Genomic DNA, 20,493 nt, shown 5'->3' with positions numbered 1-20,493 from the left:
AGGATGGCGCGGCCTCTGTGGTTTTCCGTTGTAACAACACAGTAAATAGCAGATAAAACATGACTTCAGTCCCACTTACCAAGTTCGGCGCGGAACTCTTGAAAGTAGAGTTGCATCAGTTGAAGACCAAGGAGCGTCGCAGCGTCATTGACGCGATCGCTGAAGCGCGTTCGCATGGCGACCTGTCCGAGAACGCCGAGTACGATGCCGCCAAGGAACGCCAGGCCTTCGTCGAAGGCCGCATCGCCGAACTGGAAGGCAAGCTGAGTGCCGCCCAGATCATCGATCCGACCACCCTGGACGCGGAAGGCCGCGTGGTGTTCGCTTCGACCGTCGATCTGGAAGACCTGGACTCGGGCACCAAGGTGACCTACCAGATCGTCGGCCTGGATGAGGCCGACCTGAAACTGAGCAAGGTGTCGGTGACGTCGCCGATCGCCCGCGCGTTGATCGGCAAGTCGGCCGGCGACGTGGTCGAGGTGCAAGCGCCGTCCGGCCCGCGCGAATACGAGATTCTGGAAGTGCGCTACATCTGATGCTGCTCGCCCGCGCCCGGCTGCTGCTGGCCACCTTGTGGGCCGGCAGCCTGTGGACGGTCGGCTATCTGGCCGCGCCCACGCTGTTCGCCACCCTGAGCGACCGCGTGCTGGCCGGCACGATCGCCGCCAGCCTGTTCCGCGTCGAGGCGCTGCTGTCGCTGGCCTGCGGCGCGGCGTTGTTGTTGCTGTTGTGGCTGGGGAAAGATTTCTCGGCCGCGCGGCGGCGCACCCTGTTGCTGATTGTCCTGGCGATGCTGGCCTGCACGCTGGCCTCGCATTTCGGCTTGCAGCCGCTGATGGCGGAATTGCGCGCGGCGGCGGGACCGGCCGGGGTGATGGAATCGGCCGCCAAGGGCCGCTTCGGCATGTTGCACGGCATCTCCAGCTGCATCTTCCTGGTACAGAGCCTGCTGGCGGGATGGTTGGTAATTAAGCAATAAATAACATCGAGACGTAAAAAAGGGCCGGATCCTCAGATCCGACCCCTGCATGGCGATTCCCGGCGACACCGCGTGGTGTCGCCAAAAAACAAGCACCGCGGGCTTACTTGCTGCCCAGGGCGCTTTTCTTGGCCGAGGCCTGGCGCGGCTTGGCACGGCGGATGTTGCCGCCGGCGGTGACCCGCTCATTACCCTTGATCATGACCTTGGTCACCGATGGCCGCTTGGTGCCGCTCGGGCTAGGCTTGACGATGGTGACTTCGCGCATACCCTTGCCGGAGCGGGTCTTGCTCTCTTTCACCACTTCTTTTTTCGGACGGTACAGAACCAGCAGTTTGCCAATATGTTGTACCGGTGCTGCATCCAGTTGCGTGCAAATCGTGTCGTACATCGCGACGCGTGCCTCGCGGTCGTCGCCAAACACACGGACTTTGATCAGTCCGTGCGAGTCGAGACCGAGGTCGATTTCCTTGATGACGGCAGGTGTCAAGCCCGCTTCGCCAATGATGACGATAGGCTTCAGCGCGTGTGCTTCAGCGCGCAAGGCGCTGCGCTCAACGGGTGTAAGTTTTAGCATAATAATTTTTAGTGTTTCCCTTAAAAGCAGTATTCTACGCGAATGGCAAAGAACAAATTAAACAAAAACTGGTTACACGACCACATTAACGATCCTTACGTGAAGTTGGCGCAGAAAGAGGGCTACCGCGCCCGGGCCGCGTTCAAGCTGAAGGAAATCGATGAGGACGAGAAACTGATCAAACCGGGCCAGGTCGTCGTCGACCTTGGCTGCACCCCCGGCAGCTGGGGGCAGTACGCCCGGCGCAAGATGGCCGGCAAGGAGGGCGGCGGCATCAACGGCATCCTGATCGGCCTGGACATGTTGCCGATGGAACCGATCGCCGACTTCCACTTCATCCAGGGCGATTTCCGCGAGGCGCGCATCCTGCGTCAACTGGAAGTGGCGCTGGCCGGCCGCAAGGTCGACGTGGTGCTGTCGGACATGGCGCCCAACCTGTCGGGCATCGCCACGGCCGATTCGGCGCGCATGGAGCATCTGATCGACCTGGCCGTCGAGTTTTCCCAGCTGCACCTGAAACCCTCGGGCGCGCTGCTGGTGAAATGCTTCAACGGCATGGGCTACAGCCAGATCGTCGAGAAGTTCCGCGCCGAGTTCAAGATCGTCGTGCAGAAGAAACCCAAGGCGAGTCGCGACAAATCGTCGGAAATCTTCCTGCTTGGGCGGGGCCTCAAGCATCCGATCGAAAATAAGCTGCAAAATAGCCCGGCGGACGACGATTCCGCCCTTGATATCTAGGGCAACAGCCGCACATCCATGCAGGGAAGGGCGGTTGGCCGCCATCTTGCTTCAGGCAAGATGGATAAAACGGCAAAATACCGCCTTTTCCGCTGCGCGCCGTGCTAATTTTGGCCGCGCGCAAGGGTGGGCTTCTGGCACCGCCTGCTTATTGCGAGTAAAATCGGGTTTCTAGCTATCGGTACAAGATGCGCCCCGCATCCAAGGAGTTTTCGTGAATAACATGTTTTCCAAATCTGCCATTTGGGTAGTCGTTGCCCTGCTTTTATTCATGCTGTTCAAGCAATTTGACAGCCATGGCATTGCGGGCGGCACCAAGGCCATCGCTTATTCCGACTTGTTGGATGAGGTCAAGGCCAAGCGCGTCAAGGAAGTGCTGATCGAGGGCGGCAACATCACCGCCACCCGCATCGACGACAGCAAGGTGCGCACCACCGCCACCTTCCTCGATCGCGGCCTGATCGGCGACCTGCGCGACAGCGGCGTGCGTTTCGACGTCAAACCGCCGGAGGAGCCGTCGTTCCTGCAACAAGTCTTCGTTTCCTGGTTCCCGATGCTGTTGCTGATCGGCGTGTGGATCTTCTTCATGCGTCAGATGCAGGGCGGCGGCAAGGGCGGTGCTTTCTCCTTCGGCAAGTCGAAGGCGCGCATGATGGACGAGACCAACAACACCGTCACCTTCGCCGACGTCGCCGGTTGCGACGAGGCCAAGGAGGAAGTCAACGAAGTGGTCGACTTCCTCAAAGACCCCACCAAATTCCAAAAGCTGGGCGGACGTATTCCGCGCGGCGTGCTGATGGTCGGCCCACCGGGCACCGGTAAGACGCTGCTGGCGCGCGCCATCGCCGGCGAGGCCAAGGTGCCGTTCTTCTCGATCTCCGGTTCCGACTTCGTCGAGATGTTCGTCGGCGTCGGCGCCTCCCGCGTGCGCGACATGTTCGAGAACGCCAAGAAGCATTCCCCTTGCATCATCTTCATCGACGAGATCGACGCCGTCGGCCGCCACCGTGGCGCCGGCATGGGCGGCGGCAACGACGAACGCGAACAGACCTTGAACCAGTTGCTGGTCGAGATGGACGGTTTCGAGGCGAACTCCGGCGTGATCGTCGTCGCCGCCACCAACCGCGCCGACGTGCTCGACAAGGCGCTGCTGCGTCCGGGCCGCTTCGACCGCCAGGTCTCCGTCGGCCTGCCGGACATCCGCGGCCGCGAACAGATCCTCAACGTGCACATGCGCAAAGTGCCGATCGGCACCGACGTCAAGGCCGACATCCTGGCCCGCGGCACCCCCGGCTTCTCCGGCGCCGACCTGGCCAACCTGGTCAACGAGGCCGCCCTGTTCGCCGCCCGCCGCAGCAAGCGCCTGGTCGACATGATCGACTTCGAGGACGCCAAGGACAAGATCTTCATGGGTCCCGAGCGCAAGTCGATGATCATCCGCGAGGAAGAACGCCGCAACACCGCCTACCACGAGTCCGGCCACGCCGTCGTCGCCAAGCTGCTGCCGAAGGCCGATCCGGTGCACAAAGTCACCATCATGCCGCGCGGTTGGGCCCTGGGCCTGACCTGGCAGTTGCCGGAACACGACAATCTGTCCGGCTACAAGGACAAGATGCTGGAAGAGATCTCCATCCTGTTCGGCGGCCGCATCGCCGAGGAAATCTTCGTCGGCCAGATGTCGACCGGCGCCTCGAACGACTTCTCGCGCGCCACCAAGCTGGCCCGCTCGATGGTGACCCGCTTCGGCATGTCCGACAGCATGGGCGTGATGGTCTACGAGGACAGCCAGAACGACGGCTTCTTCGGCGGCGCGTCGAAAACGATTTCCGAGGCGACCCAGCAAAAGGTCGACGCCGAGATCCGCAACATGCTCGACACCCAGTACGCGCTGTCGCGCAAGCTGCTCGAAGAGAACCGCGACAAGGTCGAAATGATGACCAAGGCGCTGATGGAATGGGAAACCATCGATGCCGACCAGATCAACGACATCATGGCCGGCCAGGAGCCGCGTCCGCCCAAGGCCGGCGTGGTCATCCGCAAGCATCCGAGCGACGGCGGCCCGGGCGTGACGCCCAGCGTGACGGCCCCGGCCTGATCGTTCCGCCCGCTAGCATGGCGCAGTGAAGGGCGAGGAGAGATCCTCGCCCTTTTTCATTGGGCGTCCGCCTTTTATTTCCATACTTCAAGTTACGTTTAATGCCAGCACAATTCCAGTTCGGCCGCTTCAATTTCCCCTTGGCGGGCGAGGGCGCCCGCGCCCGCGTCATGGGCATCCTCAACGTCACGCCCGACTCCTTCTCCGACGGCGGCCAACACCAGTCGCTCGAGTTCGCCATCTCCCACGCCGAGCAGATGCTGCTCGAGGGCGTCGACATCATCGACGTCGGCGGCGAATCGAGCCGGCCCGGCGCGCCGCCGTTGCCGCTGGAGCGGGAACTGGCGCGCGTGATGCCGGTGCTGTACGCGCTGCGCGACTGTGGCAAGCCGATCTCGGTCGACACCTATAAGCCGCAGGTGATGCGCGAGGCGGTCATCGCCGGCGTCGACATGGTCAACGACATCAACGCCTTCCGCGCGCCCGGCGCCATCGAGGCGGTGCGCGACAGCGACTGCGCGTTGTGCATCATGCACATGCAAAGCGCGCCGCAAACCATGCAACTGCAGCCGGCCTACGCCGACGTGGTGGCCGAGGTGCTGGCCTTCCTGCGCCAGCGGGTCGCGGCGCTGACGGCCGCCGGCATCGAGCGGCGCCGCCTGTGCATCGATCCCGGTTTTGGTTTTGGCAAGACCGTGGAGCATAATTACGCCTTGCTCAAGGCCGGCCGCCAACTGGTCGAGGAACTCGGCCTGCCGCTGTTGGCCGGCCTGTCGCGCAAGTCGATGATCGGCGCGGTGACCGGCAAGCCGGTCGAGCAGCGCCTGGCCGGCAGCCTGGCCGGCGCCTTGGCTGCGGTAGCGCATGGCGCCGCCATCGTGCGGGTGCATGATGTGGCGGAGACGGTCGACGCGCTCAAGGTCTGGCGCGCGGCCCACTAATTCAAGCGCTAGTCGGTTCATTTCACAGTCAACTTCAGTCATTTTTTCTAGAGAGTTTAAACATGGCACGTAAATATTTTGGTACCGATGGTGTGCGCGGCCTGGTCGGCGTGGCGCCGATCACGCCCGACTTCGTGATGCGTTTGGGCTACGCCGCCGGCAAGGTGCTGGCCAAGGTGCGCGCCGGCGCGGCCCGCCCGACGGTGCTGATCGGCAAGGACACGCGCATCTCCGGCTACATGCTGGAGGCGGCGCTGGAGGCCGGCTTCTCCGCCGCCGGCGTTGACGTGATGCTGGCCGGCCCGATGCCGACCCCGGCCATCGCCTACCTGACGCGGGCGCTGCGCCTGTCGGCCGGCGTGGTGATCTCCGCCTCGCACAACCCCTTCCAGGACAACGGCATCAAGTTCTTCTCCGACCAGGGCACCAAGCTGCCCGACGCCGTCGAGCTGGAGATCGAAGCGGCGCTGGAGCAGCCGATGGACTGCGTGCCGTCGGAAAAACTGGGCCGCGCCAAGCGCCTGGACGACGCCCAGGGCCGCTACATCGAATTTTGCAAGAGCAGCTTCCCCAACGAGCTCGACCTGCGCGGCCTGAAGATCGTCGTCGACTGCGCCCACGGCGCCGCCTACAACATCGCGCCCCACGTGTTCCATGAACTGGGCGCCGAGGTCATCGCCATCGGCAACAAGCCGGACGGCTTCAACATCAACGCCGGCTTCGGCGCCACCGCGCCGGCCGCCATGTCGGCCGCCGTGCTGGCCCACGGCGCCGACCTCGGCATCGCCCTCGACGGCGACGCCGACCGCCTGATCATGTGCGACGCCAACGGCCGCCTGTACAACGGCGACGAGCTGCTGTACGTGATGGTGATGGACCGCCTGGCCACCGGCCCGGTGCCCGGCGCCGTCGGCACCCTGATGACCAATATGGCGCTGGAAGTGGCCTTCAAGGAGCGCAACATCGGCTTCGCCCGCGCCAAGGTGGGCGACCGCTACGTGCTCGAAGTGATGCAGGAGCGCGGTTGGATCTTGGGCGGCGAGGGCTCCGGCCATCTGCTGTGCCTGGACAAGCACACCACCGGCGACGGCATCGTCTCGTCCTTGCAGGTGTTGTCGGCGCTCAAGCGCAGCGGCCAGTCGCTCGAGCAGTGCGCCGCCGAGCTGGTGCTGTTCCCGCAGACCCTGATCAATGTGCGCGTCGCGCCCGGTTTCGACTGGACCAAGAACGCCGCCATGGTCAGCGAGAAGGAGCAGGTCGAGCGCGAGCTGGGCGACAGCGGCCGCGTGCTGATCCGTGCCTCCGGCACGGAACCTTTGATCCGCGTGATGGTCGAAGCCCGCAACGCCGCCGACGCCGAGTCGATGGCGCGCCGCATCGCCGACAAGGTCGAGGTCCCGCTCGCCGCATAGTAATTAGTACATTTGTGGTGGGAACCTTGACGAAAGTCGCCACGGCGGCTATGATGTTGTCTTCGGAGTGTGGCGCAGCCCGGTAGCGCACCTGGTTTGGGACCAGGGGGTCCAAGGTTCGAATCCTTGTACTCCGACCAAGAACTTTTAAAACGGGTTGTCTCTGACAACCCGTTTTTCATTTCCGCGACACATTCGTGCCGCGACATTTTCTCGCTGCCCATAGCTCAGTTGGATAGAGCATCAGCCTTCTAAGCTGAGGGTCACAGGTTCGATTCCTGTTGGGCAGGCCAATAAAATCAAGGACTTAGAGTTGATCTAGAGTCCTTTTTTACGCCTGGATTTTTCCTGCAGGCACCCGCCAATATCCTTAAGTCGAGGCCCCGTGCCGAAGGTGGGACAGGCGGCGCCGGGCCTTGAACCCTGCCGCGCCCAAGCCCGCCAACAACATCGCCGCCGACGTCGGCTCCGGCACCGCCGACACGCCGCTATATCCTTTGCTGCCGAAGTCCGATATACCAGTTGTGTCGTTAAACGCGCCGCAATCGTTCGAAAGGGTATTGGTATCGAGCGTCAAGGCCCCCCGCCAAGGCGATGGCCCGCCCGCAGAGAATTCTTGAGGCCGTTGTCAGCGTAATGCTCTGGTCCGCCAGAAGATTGCCGGCAAATAAAGTAGCCGTGCCCAGCGTGGCCGAACTGCCGACTTGCCAGAAGACACCGCTGCCGCTGCTTCCGTTGATGACATTGACCATGGCATTGCTGGCCGTGGTCAGCGTGCTGGCAATTTGGAAAATGAACAGCGCATGCGGGTCGTTCATGGCGTCCAACGTCAATGTCCCGGTCAGCTGGGCGGAGGAATCGAAGCGGTAGACGCCGGGTGTCAAGGCGGCGCCCAATGTGCCGAGATCCTGGCCGGACAGGTTGCCAGTGACGGCTTCGGCAGCCAGCGCATTGTAGGCATTGCGCGCGTCGACTTGCGCCAGGTTGGCCGTCGCATCGCCTATGTGCGCTGTGCCGATCAGCATGATGCTGCCGATGCCAGTGATGGCCGAACCGGGCCATACACCAAGGTCACCCAAGATTGTCGTTGGCCCCGTATTGGTCAAGGTCGACGCACTAAGCGCCGCATATGTCTGAGCACTACCCAACGATGGCGCGCTCGAAGCGTGTGCGAAACCGCTGGCTAGCCCTATCAGCAGCGGAACTGTCATTTTCATCGTGTTCATTTTTTATTCTTCTTTCTTGAACTTACCCACGGTTGTGGCACTGAGTTGAAAAGAGGGATATTCCACTGACGACGGATATTTCCAATCGCTGATTTAGGGTAGCATGCTGAAATTCGCTCAGCGCGATTGTGGTGATTTATAGATTGCTTACGCTACAGCATGTCTGGCGCGAATGGTTGCCTGAACAGAAAGCAGTGACGGGGTTCGCCGCCGGCCGCCGGTGGCACAAATGCCGCTCCTAGCCGGGGCAAAAATTGCTTTTGCCTCGCACGCAAATTACCGTCGGCGTCGGCGACGCCATAGAACACTCCGCCGGTCTCGCCGCGCACGCCGAACCAGGTTTGATGGCGCTTGCCGTCGGCGCCGAGGCCAGCGAGGGGCCGTGGTGGGCCACCTTGAAGTCGCCTTTGAAGCTGGCGCCGGCGTCGTCGGACACGGCGTAATAAATCGCCGCGCCACGGTAGGACTTCTTGCGCGCCTTGGCCAGCTCGATGTCGCGTTTGTCGATCCAGGCGATGTAGACGCGGCCGGCGCGGTCGACGATTGATCCCGGTTCTCTGCCTTTGGGTGGTTTTGTAGCTGCCGGCGTCTCAACTGAACGGCATTCGGGCAATGCGGCGGCGTTACGCCGGCCGGCACCGGCGACGGTCGGGGCAGCGGGAGCCGCGCACCGGCCAGCCGATGGCCTAACGGTGTGGCGACGATCAGGCAGCGATCAGCTGAGGGCGGGCGGGGCGCGCGATTGCGCGTTGGCCCGGATGAACAGCGGGCCGGGGGATTGGTAGAACAGCGTCGGCTGCAAGGCTGGCGCGCCGGCGGGCGCCAGTGTCAGCGGGATGCTGGGCGGCAGGGTGCTGGCGTTGGCATGGCTGTAGCAATACTGGCAGTGCTCGCCGTGCATGCCCTTGTCGGCGGGCGCGGCGGGATCGGCAGCGTTACTGCTGGCGGCGGCGGACGTGCCGCCGCCGCTGGAGCAAATGTCCGCCATCATGGTGGCCGACGCCGACGGCAGCAAATGCGTCATCGCCGGGACAAGCGCCGCCGCAAGGAGTGCAAAGCATGCAATCCAGGCGGCAAACAGGCGCGTGACTCGGTCGATTTTCATGTCACCATTTTACCGACGTGCCTTGCAGCAATCCCAGCCGCCTTTGGAACTAGTCACTTTGGATCAGGCCGCCGCGCGGGGCGTTGGCGGCCGGCGCAGGCGGCGCTGTTGCAGCAGGCGCCAGGCGGCGGGGATGACGAACAGCGACAGCAACGGCGCCGTCACCATGCCGCCGACCATGGGCGCGGCGATGCGCTGCATCACCTCCGAGCCGGCGCCGCCGCCGAACATGATCGGCAGCAGGCCGGCCAGGATCACCGCCACCGTCATGGCCTTGGGCCGCACGCGCAGCACGGCGCCTTCGCGGATCGCCTCCAGGATCAGCTCCTGCGTCAGCGGCCGGCCGGCATCCAGCCGGCTTTGCAGCGCGTTGCGCAGATAGACCAGCATCACCACGCCGAATTCCGCCGCCAGCCCGGCCAGGGCGATGAAGCCGACCGCCGTCGCCACCGACACGGCGTGGCCCAGCGCCCAGATGAACCAGAAGCCGCCGATCAGCGCGAACGGCACCGTCAGCATCAGCAGCGCCGCCTCGGCCGTGGAGCGGAAGGCGAAGTAGAGCAGCACGAAGATCAGCGCCAGCGTCAGCGGCACCACGGTCTTCAGCTTGGCCGAGGCGCGCTCCAGATACTCGAACTGGCCCGACCAGCCGATCGAATAGGCCGGCGGCAGCGCGACCCGCTGCGCCACCCGCGCCTGCATGGCGCGCACCACGCCGAGCAGGTCGGCGCCGCGCACGTCGACATAGACCCAGCCGGACAGGCGCGCGTTCTCGCTGCGTATCATCGGCGGGCCGTCGCCGACGGCGAGGGTGGCGACGTCGCCGAGGCGCAGCTGCGCGCCTTTCTCCGTCACCAGCGGCAGCTCGCGCAGCGCCTGCAGCGAGTTGCGGTAGTCCTGCGGATAGCGCACGTTGATCGGGAAGCGCTGGCGGCCGTCGATCACCTCGCCGACGTTGGCGCCGCCGATGGCGGCCGACACCACCGACTGCACGTCGGCCACCGCCAGGCCGTAGCGCGCGGCGCGGGCGCGGTCGATGCTGATGTCGATGTAGCGCCCGCCGCCGAGCCGTTCGGCCAGCGCCGAGCTGACCCCGGGCAGGTCGCGCACGGCGGCCTCGATCTGCGTGGCGATTGCGTCGATCTGCTTCAAATCGGCGCCGGAGACCTTGATGCCGACCGGCGTCTTGATGCCGGTCGAGAGCATGTCGATGCGGTTGCGGATCGGCGGCACCCACACATTGGACAGGCCGGGCACCTTGACCACGCGGTCCAGTTCCTCGACCAGCCTGGCCGGCGTCATGCCGGCGCGCCATTGCCCGCGCGGCTTGAACTGGATGGTGGTCTCGAACATCTCCATCGGCGCCGGATCGGTGGCCGACTCGGCGCGGCCGGCTTTGCCGAACACCGTGGCCACCTCGGGCACGGTTTTGATCAGTCGGTCGGTCTGCTGCAGCAGCTCGCCGGCCTTGGCGGCGGACAGGCCGGGCAGCGCCGACGGCATGTACAGCAGGTCGCCCTCGTCGAGCGGCGGCAGGAATTCGCCGCCCAGGCGGGCGATGGGGATGGCGGTCAGCGCCAGCGCGGCGACGGCGATGGCGATGGTCGCCAGCGGGTGCCTCAGGCTGGCGTCGAGCAGTGGCCGGTAGGCGCGCATCAGCACCCGGTTGAGCGGATTGGCCGCCTCGCTGGGGATGCGGCCGCGAATCAGGTAGCCCATCAACACGGGAATCAGCGTGATGGCCAACGCGGCGGCGGCGGCCAGGGTGTAGGTCTTGGTGTAGGCCAGCGGCGCGAACAGCTTGCCTTCCTGCGCCTCCAGGCCGAACACGGGGATGAAGGACAGCGTGACGATCAGCAGCGAGAAGAACAGCGCCGGCCCGACTTCGATCGAAGCCTCGGTGATGATGTCCCAGCGCTGCCCGGCGTCGATGCCCTGTCCGGGATGGGCGTGGCCCCAGGCCTCCAGGTGCTTGTGGGCGTTCTCGATCAGCACCAGCGCCGCGTCGGTGGCGGCGCCGACGGCGATGGCGATGCCGCCCAGCGACATGATGTTGGCGTTGACGCCCTGGTAGCGCATGACGATGAAGGCGGTCAGCACGGCCAGGGGCAGCGTGACGATGGCCACCAGCGCGCTGCGCAGGTGGAACAGGAACAGCGCGCAGACCAGCGCGACGACGACGAACTCCTCGACCAGCTTGTCGCTCAGGTTGGCGACGGAGGCCTTGATCAGCGTCGAGCGGTCGTAGGTGGCCACCACCTCGACGCCCTTGGGCAGCGAGGCCTTCAGCGTTTCCAGCTTGCGTTTGACGGCGGCGATGGTGTCGAGCGCGTTTTTACCGGAGCGCATAATCACCACGCCGCCGGCCACCTCGCCCTGGCCATTGAGTTCGGCTATGCCGCGGCGCATCTCGGGGCCGAGGCGGATCGTGGCGACGTCGCGCAGCAGCACCGGCGTGCCGGTCTCGCTGGCGGACAGCGGGATCGTGGCGAAGTCCTCCAGCGTGCGCAGATAGCCGCGTGCGCGCACCATGTACTCGGTCTCGGCCAGTTCGAGCACCGAGCCGCCGCTCTCCTGGTTGGCCTTGCCGAGCGCCGCCAGCACCCTGGCTTGCGACATGCCGAAGGCGCGCAGCTTGTTCGGGTCGAGCACGATCTGGTACTGCTTGACCATGCCGCCGATGCTGGCCACTTCGGCCACGTCCGGCACGGTCTTCAGTTCGAACTTGAGGAACCAGTCGTTCAGGGCGCGCAGCTGGCCCAGGTCGTGTCGACCGCTGCGGTCGACCAGCGCGTATTCGTAGATCCAGCCGACGCCGGTGCCGTCCGGACCCAACTCGGCGCGCACGCCGGCGGGCAGGCGGCCCTGCACCTGGTTCAGGTATTCGGTGACGCGGGCACGCGCCCAATACAGGTCGGTGGCGTCGTCGAACAGCACGTAGACGAAGGCGTCGCCGAAGAAGGAGTAGCCGCGCACCGTCTTCGCGCCGGGCACGGAGAGCAGGGCGGTGGTGAGCGGATAGGTGACCTGGTCCTCCACCAACTGCGGCGCCTGGCCGGGATATTGGGCGCGGATGATGACCTGGGTGTCGGACAGGTCGGGCAGCGCGTCGAGCGAGGTCTTTTGCAGCGACAGCAGGCCCCAGCCGGTGAGGATGGCCGCCGCGATCAGCACCCAGACGCGGTTGGCGATGGCGGCGCGGATGACACGGGCGATCATCGCTTGGCTCCGTGCGCGGCATGCTCCGCATGCTCCGCGGGGACGTCGAACTTGGGCAGGATGCTCTTCAGATTCGCTTCCGAATCGATCAGGAACTGACCGGAGGCGACCACCTTCTGCCCCTCCTCAAGCCCGCTGACAATCTCGATGTCGTCGCCACGCTCGCGGCCCAGGCCGACCGTGACGGGGCGGATGCCGTTGCCCTCGCCGGCCACCAGCACCACCGAACGTTTGCCCGAGCTGAGCACCGCCTCGGCCGGCACCAGCAGGCGCGACACCGTCTGCCGGCCCTCCAGCCGCACCTGCATCAGCATGCCGGGCGTGAGCGAGCCGTCGCGGTTGTCGAGTTCCAGCCGCGCCTGGGCGGTGCGCGTGGCCGTGCCGACGCCGGGCAGCATCTCGCGCACATGGCCCGTGTAGCTGCGCTGCGGCGCACCGGCGACGCTGGCCGTGACGGTCATGCCGACGCGCGCGGCGCCGAGTAGCGCCTCCGGCACCTCGGCCAGCAGCCAGACCGTGTTGAGGCCGGAGATCTTGGCGATGGTGGCGCCGGGGCTGACCATGGCGCCGTCGCGCACGCCCAGTTCCGTGATGACGCCGTCGGCCGGTGCGCTCAGCGTCAACCGGGTCTGCGCCTTGCCGCTGCGCTCGGCCTCGCTCAGCAGCGCGTCCGGGATGGAGAGGACGCGCATGCGCTGCCGCGCCGCCGCCATGAGCGCCGTGTCGCCAGCGCGTTTGAGGGCCAGATACTCTTCCTGCGGCGCGATCCAGTCCGGCACGAACAACGTGGCGATGGGCTGGCCGCGCTTGACCCGTTGCAGCGGCGCGCGCGCGTGCAGGCGCTCGACGTAGCCGGTGACGCGGCTTTGCACCACCTCGGCCCGGCTCTCGTCGAACTGCGTCGTGCCGACCAACTCCAGCGTGTCGCGGACGTCGGCGCGGCGCACCGTGGCCATGCGGATGCCCAGGTTCTGCCGCAGCGCCGGGCTGACCTGGACGCCGCTGCCGGTGCCGGCGTCGTCGGCGTAGACGGGCACCAGCTCCATGTCCATGAAGGGGCTCTGGCCGGGCTTGTCGAATTTTTGACCGGGCACCATCGGGTCGTGCCAGTACAGCACCTTGCGGGCTGGCGACGCTTGCGTATCGGCGCCGGCTGGCGCGGTGCCTGGCGAGGTGTTTGGCATATCGGCGTGCTGGCGCGCGCCGGCCCAGTAGCCGCCGTAGACCAGTCCCGCCGCGAGCAGGGCCAGGACGATGTGTTTTGGAGTTGGGGCGTGTTTCATTGTGCGGTCCTCGGCTGGTTCGCCATGTCGTGTGGGATCACGTGGAGCTCCAGCCTGGCCCAGGTGAGGGCGCACTGTTTGTCCAGTTCGTTGATTTGAAGCTGCTTTTCCAGCAGCGTGCGGCGCGCCTTGAAGACGGCCGACAGCGTGCCGGCACCGCCACGGTAGGCGGCCACGCTCAGCTCCACTTGCTGCTGCGCGGCCGGCAGCAGCGTGGCGTTCAACTGCGCGGTGCGCTCGCGCAGGCTGTCCAGCTCCAGCGACATTTGCTCGATCTGGCTGCGCATCTCCAGCAGCGTGTCCTCGTATTGCAGGCGGGCCTTGGTGCCGAGCGCCGACTTCTCGGCGACATCGCGGTCCTGGCGCTGGCCACGGTTGACTGTCAGCGGGATGCTGACACCGAAGGACAGCATGTTGCCGTACTGGCTGCCGCGCTGGTTGAACACGGCCTCAAAGCTCCAATCGGGATGGCGTTCGCGCAGCGCCACGGCGGTGTCGGCGTCGGCCAAGTCGATGGCGCGGCGGGCGTTGAGCACGCCGGCGTGGTAATGCTCCAGATCGGCCGTTGGAATTGTCGGCAGATGCGCGCTCATCGCCGGCGGCGCGTCGGCGACCGCGTCAAACGGCGTGCGCACCCAGCGCGCCAGGGCGATGCGCGCGCTGGCCACTTCCTGCGCGGCGCGGCGGCTGTCGTCCCGGCCCTGCGCCAGCTCCATTTGCGCTTGCAGCACCTCCGCCGCCGTGGCCTTGGCGCCGCGATGGGCCGCCTGCGCGGCGGCCACGTCGTCGGCCATGGCTTGCTCCAACTGGCCGTAGAGCCGGCTGGCGCGCTGCGCGTACAGCAGCGTCAGCCACGCTTTGCCGGCCTCCTCGCGCACCTTGCCGACGTTCTCCAGGTAGGCGCCTTCCTCCATGGCGACGGCGCGTTTGGCGCGCTCCTGCCTGGCCTGCCGCTTGTCCGCCGAGACCCATTGCTGCTCGATGCCCAAGCGGCGCATGGTCATGGAGTCGGCGGTGGCGCTGAATTTGTCCTGGCCGCTGAGCGGCAGGTTGTCGATGCCCAGCTTGAGCATCGGGTCGGGTAGTTGATTCGCCCGGGCGGCGGCCATGCCGCTAGCCTCGATGGCGGCTTGCGCCGCCCGGTTGCTGGACGAGGCTTGCGTGGCCAGCTGCAAGGCTTGCTCCAGCGTGAGTGGGACGGTTTGCGCGCCGGCGAATGTGGCGGCGAGCGACAGGGCGGCGGCGAGCGCCAGGCGCAGGCCGCGCTCGCGACGAGGTGTCGCGGCCGGCTGCGATGGTGATATTGAAAACATGATTTTCCCTTGCTGATGGACGGACACCGCCAGCGGCTACAGCCGGGCGGCACGGGCAATCGGGGGAGGGTCAGATTCTCAGGCGCAGGGTTTGTAGATAGGGCGGGTCGCTGCCGTCGGCCGGCGCGGCTTCGGCCCATGGCGCGTCGATCACCGCAGGCACCAGCGGCTGAAAGGCGGGAATGATGAAGGCGAAGGAGACCGGCGCCAGCGTCGGCGCGGCGGCCAGATGGTCGGGCGTGGCCTTGGCGCCGGCCTTGAATTCGGCGCACTGCACGGGCTTCTCCAAGTCCATGCCGGCGCAGGGCATGCTGTCCATTAGGCGCACCTGGGGCTGGCCGGCGCTGAGCTGTGGGCAGACATAGGCGGCCATCGCCATCCCGGCGTTCAGGACCGTCAGGGCCAGGAACAGGGCAAGCAGGCGAAACAGGGATGGGAAGGCGCGGCGCATGATCGTATTGTAGTCAAGAGTCCAGGGTGCTGGCCACCTGCTTTGGCTTAGCAGTGGCTTAAGGGCACTTCGAAAAACCGTCATTCCGCATCGGCGGACCGCCGCGCAGGCGGGAACCCATGCTGCGCTAGACAAGATGCGACGTATAGGTTCCCGCTTACGCGAGAACGACGGGTTTTTAGAGGTGCTTTAAGGGCACTTCGAAAAACCACCAAATTGTCGTTCCGCATCGGCGGACCGCCGCGTAGGCGGGAACCCATGCTGAGCCAATGGACATGCGGGGTATAGATTCCCGCCTGCGCGGCGGTCCGCCGATGCGGAATGACGGTTTTTAGAGGTGCTTTTAAGCCGGGAACTTTGCCTGAGAATGGTTCTCGCTGCAAAGGACAGAATGAATTTTCTTGATGCAGCTTATGTTTGGCGCGAGGACATAGGCGTTTGTTCAGGTTTGCCGACATTGGGCTTGACCTTCCTCCCGTGGGAAGGTCTATAGTCGATCATCTTGTCATGCGCCGCGCCTTTGCGCTACTATTTGCCACTTATGCAAACTTTTGTCCGTTACCTGCTGTGGATGTTGATCGCCGCGCTGCCGTTGCAGGGCACGGCCGCCGCATTCATGTCCGGCGGTGGCATGGCTAGCAGCGCTGGCGCCGCGCGCGCCACGACGACAATGGTCGAGGCCGCGATGCCGGTGGTCGAAGCCAGTATGGCCGACGAGCTCTTCGCCATGCATGCCGAGCACTGCGGCACATCGACGCCGGAGCATGGCAAGGCCACGCACGGCAAGTGCAGCAGCTGCGCCAGTTGCTGCGTGGGCGCCTGCGCGCCGCCGCAGGCCGTCGTGGTTTTTCTCTCCCTTCCCTTGGCGCGCTGCGCGGTGCTGGTCGCCGAGCCGGCGATGACCGCCTTCATTCCCGCCACGCTTGAGCGACCCCCACGTTTGATTTCCTGAGGATTGCTGTCGTCGCGAACTTCGCTTCGCGCCGCCTGAATTATTGATTCGGGTGCCAGTGTCATTTCCAAGGAAAATCATGAAACGTTTACGCTCACTACTGCTTGCGGTAGCCGCAGTGCCGTTGCTTGCCGCCGCGCAATCGGCCCGGCTCGACGCGACCGCGACCGCGCCGTCCGCCGGCGCGCCGGCTGCGATGTTGTACCAATCCGCCTTCGCCGGCTATCTGCCGGCGCCCCAGTCCGACGTCACGCCCGACAAACTCTGGCTACAGGCCAATCGCGAGCTGGCTGGCGCTGGTGGCCACGCCGGCCACGGCATGATGTCGATGCAAGCGGACAAGGCCCCGGCCGCTGACAGGGCGACGCCCCAGCAAGCTCAGCCGGCTCAGCAAACTCAGCAAACTCAGCAAACTCAGCAAACTCAGCAGGGTCACTCGGCGGCGCCGCCGCCGGCTGCGGCCGACCCGCATCAAGGCCACCACATGCACATGAAAGGTCAATAAGATGACGCGTTTCCCTTTACGACCCGGCGTATCGATGCTGGGACGGGCGGCGGCGGGCTTGTCCGTCGCCTTGCTGGCCGGTTGCGCCAGCCTGTCGCCGGACGGCGGGCTGGACGAGGTCTCGCGCCTGACCAGCGAGCGGATCGGCCAGCCGGCCAGTTTGCGCAAGGACGCCGCCGACGGCAAGACGGCCGAGGCCGACGCCCAAGTGCGGGCGCTGCTGGCCCAGCCGCTGAGCGCCGACGCGGCGGTGCGCGTCGCCCTGCTGAACAGTCCGGCGTTGAAATCGTCGCTGGCCGCGTTGGGCGTGTCCGAGGCCGAGATGGTGCAGGCCGGCCGCATGCGCAATCCCAGCCTGAGTTTCGGCCGCATCCACGGCGGCGGTGAAAGCGAGATCGACCGTGGCGTGATGTTCGACCTGGCCGGCCTGCTGACCCTGCCGATGCGCAGCCGCATCGAGCGGGGCCGTTTCGAGCAGGCCAAGCTGGCCGCCGCCGCCCAGGCGGTGCAATTGGCGGCCGAGACGCGGCGCGCCTACTTCATGGCCGTGGCCGCCGTCCAGTCGGCGCGCTTCGCCGAGCAGGTGCGCGGCGCGGCCGAAGCCTCGGCCGAGCTGGCCGAGCGGATGAGCAAGGTCGGCAACTGGAGCAAGCTGGACCAGGCCCGCGAGCGCGCCTTCTACGCCGACGCCGTCACCCAGCTGGCGCGCGCCCGCCACGAGGCGGTGGCCTGCCGCGAGCAACTGGTGCGCCTGCTCGGCCTGCGCGAGCAAGGCTTCAGCCTGCCCGAGCGCCTGCCCGACCTGCCGGCCGCGCCGCGCGAGATCAATCAGGCCGAGGCGCAGGCGCTGGAGCAGCGGCTCGACGTGCTGGCCGCCCGGCGCGACACCGAGGCCACCGCCAGCGCGCTGGGCCTGAACCGGACCACCCGCTTCATCAACGTGCTCGACGCCGGCTACGTCAACAAGAGCAGCAGCGGCAAGCCGCGCGAGAACGGCTACGAGGTGTCGCTGGAGCTGCCGCTGTTCGACTGGGGCGGCGCCCGCGTGGCGCGCGCCGAGGCGCTCTACATGCAGTCGCTGCACCGCACCGCCGACGTCGCGCTGCGCGCCCGCTCGGAGGTGCGCGAAGCCTACTCCGGCTACCGCAGCGCCTACGACATCGCGCGCCACTACCGCGACGAGGTGGTGCCGCTGCGCCGCAAGATCTCCGACGAGGTGTTGCTGCGCTACAACGGCATGCTGGCCAGCGTGTTCGAGCTGCTGGCCGACTCGCGCGAACAGCTCGCCAGCGTCAACGGCGCGATCGAAAGCCAGCGCGATTTTTGGATCGCCGAGACCCGCCTGCAATCCGCCGTCAACGGCAGCGGCGCCGGCAACAACGAAGCAAGGACCAATCAATGATTTCACGTAGAAACTTCTTCAAGGGCGCCGGCGTAGCCGCCGTCGGCGCCGCCGCCATCAGCAAGGCCGGCGCGGCCGGCCTGCCCGAGGCGCCGATGATGAACAACGCCAACACCCATGTGCCACCGTTGCCGCCCAACGGCCGCCCGTTCAACCCGGTGGTGACCTTGAACGGCTGGTCCTTGCCCTGGCGCATGAACAACGGCGTCAAGGAATTCCACCTGGTGGCCGAGGCCGTGGTGCGCGAACTGGCGCCCGGCATGAAGGCCAATCTGTGGGGCTACAACGGCCAATCGCCGGGGCCGACCATCGAGGTGGTGGAGGGCGACCGGGTGCGTATCTTCGTCACCAACAAGCTGCCCGAGCACACCAGCGTGCACTGGCACGGCCAGCGCCTGCCCAACGGCATGGATGGCGTGACCGGCCTGACCCAGCCCGGCATCGCGCCGGGCAAGACCTTCGTCTACGAATTCGTCGCGCAGCGGCCCGGCACCTTCATGTACCACCCGCACGCCGACGAGATGTTGCAGATGGCTATGGGCATGATGGGTTTCTGGGTCACGCATCCGAAGGACCCGGCGCTGCACGCGGTCGACCGCGATTTCGTGTTCCTGCTCAACGCCTACGACGTCGAGCCGGGCAGCTACACGCCGAAGGCCAACACCATGCTCGACTTCAACCTGTGGACCTTCAACAGCCGCGTCTTCCCCGGCATCGACTCGCTGCCGGTGCGGCAGGGCGACAAGGTGCGCATCCGCGTCGGCAACCTGACGATGACCAACCACCCGATCCACTTGCACGGCCACGAGTTCATGGTCACCGGCACCGACGGCGGCTGGACGCCGCCGGCCTCGCGTTGGCCGGAGGTGACCACCGACGTGGCGGTGGGGCAGATGCGGGCGATCGAGTTCGTCGCCGACGCGCCGGGCGACTGGGCCTTCCATTGCCACAAGTCGCACCACACGATGAACGCCATGGGCCACAACGTGCCGACCATGATCGGGGTCGACCATCGCGGCGTGGCCGAGAAGATCAACAAGATCGTGCCGGACTACATGGTGATGGGCGACAAGGGCGGTTCCATGGGCGGCATGGACATGCCGCTGCCGGAAAACACGCTGCCGATGATGTCGGGCGAGGGACCGTTCGGCGGCGTCGAGATGGGTGGCATGTTCACCGTGCTGAAGGTGCGCAAGGAGCAGAAGCGGGGCGACTACAGCGATCCCGGCTGGTACCAGCATCCGGCCGGCACGCAGGCCTACGAGTGGACCGGCGCCTTGCCGGAAGCCAAGCGTAGCGCCAGCGCCGGCGGCCAGTCGATGCCGGTGAAGAACCGGCCCGAGGTTGAGGTGACGGTGCGCAAGCCATCCGGCCATAGCGGCCATTGATGAACCAAATTTAAGTCGATAGGAAAAATGATGAAAAATACGCATGCACTGATATTCGCCGCGCTGGTCGGCATGGGTTACGTTGCCGCGCCGCTGGCCCAGGCGCAGCAGGCTGCCGTGGCGCGGGACGCGCTGAGCGACGGCGAAATCAAGAAGGTGGACAAGGAGGCCGGCAAGCTGACCATCAAGCACGGCGAGCTGAAGAACTTGGAGATGCCGGGCATGACGATGAATTTCCGCGTCAGCGATCCGGCCATGCTGGACAAGGTCAAGGCCGGCGACAAGGTGCGCTTCAAGGCCGAGCGGGTGGGCGGCGCGCTGGCGGTCAGCGCGCTGGAAGTGGTCCGCTAGTCGGCGCCCGGGAGACGATGTGATGAAAACACTACATGCAATGGTGGTCGCCGCCACGCTGGCGGCGGGCGCGCTGTTCAGCTCGCAGGCCCTGGCCCACGCCAGTTTGAAGGTGTCCGAACCGCCGGCCGGCGCCACCGTGGCGGCGCCGAAAGAGATCGCGCTGACCTTCAACGAGAAGGTCGAGGCGGCCTTCAGCGGCATCACGCTGGCCGACGGCGGCGGCAAGCCAGTCGCCGTCGGCAAGGCGCAGGTGGATGGCGCCAATCCCGCCATCCTGCGCCTGGGCTTGCCGCTGCTGGCGCCCGGCGCCTACACGGTGAGCTGGGCGGCGGCCGGTCGCGACGGCCATCGCCGCAAGGGCGAGTTCACGTTCACGGTGAAATAGGTGGACCCGGTCGCGCTGTTGCAGCTCGGCTCGGCGTTGCTACTCAATCTCGGCTTCGCCTGGCTGGTCGGCTCGGCGTTTGTGCGCTGGTGTCGCGGGCCGGACTTGGCGGACTTGGCGCTCTTGCGTCGTTTGGACATGGCCGCCGCCACGCTGGGGCTGTGCGCC

General features: G+C 66.0%; 21 protein-coding genes and 2 tRNA genes. 15 read left to right on the top strand and 8 right to left on the bottom strand.

The window, feature by feature from the left end; genetic code table 11:
* Positions 1 to 59 precede the first annotated feature (59 nt).
* The gene (gene greA / locus H7U20_RS22755; protein ID WP_199761416.1) at positions 60 to 536 is read left to right on the top strand and encodes a transcription elongation factor GreA; all 477 of its coding nucleotides are present in this window, start codon (positions 60 to 62) and stop codon (positions 534 to 536) included.
* Positions 536 to 979, top strand: a complete 444-nt coding sequence (locus H7U20_RS22750) for a DUF4149 domain-containing protein (RefSeq protein ID WP_199761415.1) — start codon at positions 536 to 538, stop codon at positions 977 to 979. The genes greA and H7U20_RS22750 overlap by 1 nt, the downstream gene beginning before the upstream one ends.
* A gap of 103 nt (positions 980 to 1,082) precedes the next feature.
* On the opposite strand, the gene H7U20_RS22745 is transcribed toward H7U20_RS22750, so the two are convergent.
* Positions 1,083 to 1,556, bottom strand: a complete 474-nt coding sequence (locus H7U20_RS22745) for a YhbY family RNA-binding protein (protein ID WP_199761414.1) — start codon at positions 1,554 to 1,556, stop codon at positions 1,083 to 1,085.
* 42 nt (positions 1,557 to 1,598) lie between these two features.
* Here H7U20_RS22745 and H7U20_RS22740 point away from each other — a divergent pair, with 42 nt between their 5' ends.
* The 6 genes from H7U20_RS22740 to H7U20_RS22715 all read left to right on the top strand — a co-directional run bounded on the left by H7U20_RS22740 (position 1,599) and on the right by H7U20_RS22715 (position 7,035).
* Complete coding sequence (locus tag H7U20_RS22740; protein WP_199761413.1) at positions 1,599 to 2,294, top strand: RlmE family RNA methyltransferase; 696 nt, start codon at positions 1,599 to 1,601, stop codon at positions 2,292 to 2,294.
* 214 nt (positions 2,295 to 2,508) lie between these two features.
* Complete coding sequence (gene ftsH, locus H7U20_RS22735) at positions 2,509 to 4,389, top strand: ATP-dependent zinc metalloprotease FtsH (RefSeq protein ID WP_199761412.1); 1,881 nt, start codon at positions 2,509 to 2,511, stop codon at positions 4,387 to 4,389.
* A 101-nt stretch (positions 4,390 to 4,490) separates the two neighbouring features.
* A complete protein-coding gene (folP, locus tag H7U20_RS22730; RefSeq protein WP_199761411.1) occupies positions 4,491 to 5,330 on the top strand; it encodes a dihydropteroate synthase in 840 nt (279 codons plus the stop codon).
* Between the two features lie 62 nt (positions 5,331 to 5,392).
* On the top strand, positions 5,393 to 6,742 hold the full coding sequence (glmM, locus tag H7U20_RS22725) for a phosphoglucosamine mutase (protein WP_199761410.1): 1,350 nt from the start codon (positions 5,393 to 5,395) through the stop codon (positions 6,740 to 6,742).
* Between the two features lie 63 nt (positions 6,743 to 6,805).
* A tRNA-Pro gene (locus tag H7U20_RS22720) sits at positions 6,806 to 6,882 on the top strand.
* Between the two features lie 76 nt (positions 6,883 to 6,958).
* Positions 6,959 to 7,035: transfer RNA gene (locus H7U20_RS22715), tRNA-Arg, on the top strand.
* A 77-nt stretch (positions 7,036 to 7,112) separates the two neighbouring features.
* Here the strand turns inward: H7U20_RS22715 and H7U20_RS30975 are convergent.
* Positions 7,113 to 7,217: a PEP-CTERM sorting domain-containing protein gene (locus H7U20_RS30975; RefSeq protein ID WP_370593234.1), complete on the bottom strand. Its 105-nt coding sequence runs from the start codon at positions 7,215 to 7,217 to the stop codon at positions 7,113 to 7,115.
* 55 nt (positions 7,218 to 7,272) lie between these two features.
* A complete protein-coding gene (locus H7U20_RS22705) occupies positions 7,273 to 7,968 on the bottom strand; it encodes an ice-binding family protein (RefSeq protein WP_199761409.1) in 696 nt (231 codons plus the stop codon).
* A 260-nt stretch (positions 7,969 to 8,228) separates the two neighbouring features.
* Here H7U20_RS22705 and H7U20_RS22700 point away from each other — a divergent pair, with 260 nt between their 5' ends.
* Positions 8,229 to 8,411 (top strand): hypothetical protein, encoded by a 183-nt coding sequence (locus tag H7U20_RS22700; RefSeq protein WP_199761408.1) that lies wholly within the window; start codon positions 8,229 to 8,231, stop codon positions 8,409 to 8,411.
* Between the two features lie 272 nt (positions 8,412 to 8,683).
* Here the strand turns inward: H7U20_RS22700 and H7U20_RS22695 are convergent, their stop codons facing one another.
* From H7U20_RS22695 to H7U20_RS22675, 5 genes are all read right to left on the bottom strand, one after another.
* Complete coding sequence (locus H7U20_RS22695; RefSeq protein WP_199761407.1) at positions 8,684 to 9,073, bottom strand: DUF2946 domain-containing protein; 390 nt, start codon at positions 9,071 to 9,073, stop codon at positions 8,684 to 8,686.
* A 63-nt stretch (positions 9,074 to 9,136) separates the two neighbouring features.
* Positions 9,137 to 12,292, bottom strand: a complete 3,156-nt coding sequence (locus H7U20_RS22690; RefSeq protein ID WP_199761406.1) for an efflux RND transporter permease subunit — start codon at positions 12,290 to 12,292, stop codon at positions 9,137 to 9,139.
* Positions 12,289 to 13,575, bottom strand: a complete 1,287-nt coding sequence (locus tag H7U20_RS22685) for an efflux RND transporter periplasmic adaptor subunit (protein ID WP_199761405.1) — start codon at positions 13,573 to 13,575, stop codon at positions 12,289 to 12,291. Before H7U20_RS22685 ends, H7U20_RS22690 begins: the two co-directional genes overlap by 4 nt.
* On the bottom strand, positions 13,572 to 14,888 hold the full coding sequence (locus tag H7U20_RS22680) for a TolC family protein (RefSeq protein ID WP_199761404.1): 1,317 nt from the start codon (positions 14,886 to 14,888) through the stop codon (positions 13,572 to 13,574). The genes H7U20_RS22685 and H7U20_RS22680 overlap by 4 nt, the downstream gene beginning before the upstream one ends.
* A 70-nt stretch (positions 14,889 to 14,958) precedes the next feature.
* Positions 14,959 to 15,339, bottom strand: a complete 381-nt coding sequence (locus tag H7U20_RS22675; RefSeq protein ID WP_199761403.1) for a hypothetical protein — start codon at positions 15,337 to 15,339, stop codon at positions 14,959 to 14,961.
* Between the two features lie 520 nt (positions 15,340 to 15,859).
* Here H7U20_RS22675 and H7U20_RS22670 point away from each other — a divergent pair.
* The 6 genes from H7U20_RS22670 to copC all read left to right on the top strand — a co-directional run bounded on the left by H7U20_RS22670 (position 15,860) and on the right by copC (position 20,325).
* Complete coding sequence (locus H7U20_RS22670) at positions 15,860 to 16,291, top strand: hypothetical protein (RefSeq protein WP_199761402.1); 432 nt, start codon at positions 15,860 to 15,862, stop codon at positions 16,289 to 16,291.
* 79 nt (positions 16,292 to 16,370) lie between these two features.
* A complete protein-coding gene (locus H7U20_RS22665; RefSeq protein ID WP_199761401.1) occupies positions 16,371 to 16,796 on the top strand; it encodes a hypothetical protein in 426 nt (141 codons plus the stop codon).
* A 1-nt stretch (position 16,797) separates the two neighbouring features.
* Positions 16,798 to 18,198: a TolC family protein gene (locus H7U20_RS22660; protein WP_233410995.1), complete on the top strand. Its 1,401-nt coding sequence runs from the start codon at positions 16,798 to 16,800 to the stop codon at positions 18,196 to 18,198.
* On the top strand, positions 18,195 to 19,586 hold the full coding sequence (locus H7U20_RS22655) for a multicopper oxidase family protein (protein WP_199761400.1): 1,392 nt from the start codon (positions 18,195 to 18,197) through the stop codon (positions 19,584 to 19,586). Before H7U20_RS22660 ends, H7U20_RS22655 begins: the two co-directional genes overlap by 4 nt.
* A 30-nt stretch (positions 19,587 to 19,616) precedes the next feature.
* Positions 19,617 to 19,937: a copper-binding protein gene (locus H7U20_RS22650; protein ID WP_199761399.1), complete on the top strand. Its 321-nt coding sequence runs from the start codon at positions 19,617 to 19,619 to the stop codon at positions 19,935 to 19,937.
* Between the two features lie 22 nt (positions 19,938 to 19,959).
* A complete protein-coding gene (copC, locus tag H7U20_RS22645) occupies positions 19,960 to 20,325 on the top strand; it encodes a copper homeostasis periplasmic binding protein CopC (protein ID WP_199761398.1) in 366 nt (121 codons plus the stop codon).
* The last annotated feature ends 168 nt before the right edge of the window (positions 20,326 to 20,493 follow it).

This window comes from Rugamonas violacea, from assembly GCF_016461825.1.
Taxonomy (GTDB): Bacteria; Pseudomonadota; Gammaproteobacteria; order Burkholderiales; family Burkholderiaceae_D; genus Rugamonas.
This window is presented reverse-complemented; position numbering and strand designations above follow the sequence as displayed.

Bases quoted from the DNA above. Each gene is read 5' to 3' on its own strand.
- greA (WP_199761416.1), top strand. From the start codon at position 60: ATGACTTCAGTCCCACTTACCAAGTTCGGCGCGGAACTCTTGAAAGTA.
- H7U20_RS22750 (WP_199761415.1), top strand. From the start codon at position 536: ATGCTGCTCGCCCGCGCCCGGCTGCTGCTGGCCACCTTGTGGGCCGGC.
- H7U20_RS22745 (WP_199761414.1), bottom strand. From the start codon at position 1,556: ATGCTAAAACTTACACCCGTTGAGCGCAGCGCCTTGCGCGCTGAAGCA.
- H7U20_RS22740 (WP_199761413.1), top strand. From the start codon at position 1,599: ATGGCAAAGAACAAATTAAACAAAAACTGGTTACACGACCACATTAAC.
- folP (WP_199761411.1), top strand. From the start codon at position 4,491: ATGCCAGCACAATTCCAGTTCGGCCGCTTCAATTTCCCCTTGGCGGGC.
- glmM (WP_199761410.1), top strand. From the start codon at position 5,393: ATGGCACGTAAATATTTTGGTACCGATGGTGTGCGCGGCCTGGTCGGC.
- H7U20_RS22705 (WP_199761409.1), bottom strand. From the start codon at position 7,968: ATGAACACGATGAAAATGACAGTTCCGCTGCTGATAGGGCTAGCCAGC.
- H7U20_RS22695 (WP_199761407.1), bottom strand. From the start codon at position 9,073: ATGAAAATCGACCGAGTCACGCGCCTGTTTGCCGCCTGGATTGCATGC.
- H7U20_RS22690 (WP_199761406.1), bottom strand. From the start codon at position 12,292: ATGATCGCCCGTGTCATCCGCGCCGCCATCGCCAACCGCGTCTGGGTG.
- H7U20_RS22685 (WP_199761405.1), bottom strand. From the start codon at position 13,575: ATGAAACACGCCCCAACTCCAAAACACATCGTCCTGGCCCTGCTCGCG.
- H7U20_RS22680 (WP_199761404.1), bottom strand. From the start codon at position 14,888: ATGTTTTCAATATCACCATCGCAGCCGGCCGCGACACCTCGTCGCGAG.
- H7U20_RS22675 (WP_199761403.1), bottom strand. From the start codon at position 15,339: ATGCGCCGCGCCTTCCCATCCCTGTTTCGCCTGCTTGCCCTGTTCCTG.
- H7U20_RS22665 (WP_199761401.1), top strand. From the start codon at position 16,371: ATGAAACGTTTACGCTCACTACTGCTTGCGGTAGCCGCAGTGCCGTTG.
- H7U20_RS22660 (WP_233410995.1), top strand. From the start codon at position 16,798: ATGACGCGTTTCCCTTTACGACCCGGCGTATCGATGCTGGGACGGGCG.
- H7U20_RS22655 (WP_199761400.1), top strand. From the start codon at position 18,195: ATGATTTCACGTAGAAACTTCTTCAAGGGCGCCGGCGTAGCCGCCGTC.
- H7U20_RS22650 (WP_199761399.1), top strand. From the start codon at position 19,617: ATGAAAAATACGCATGCACTGATATTCGCCGCGCTGGTCGGCATGGGT.
- copC (WP_199761398.1), top strand. From the start codon at position 19,960: ATGAAAACACTACATGCAATGGTGGTCGCCGCCACGCTGGCGGCGGGC.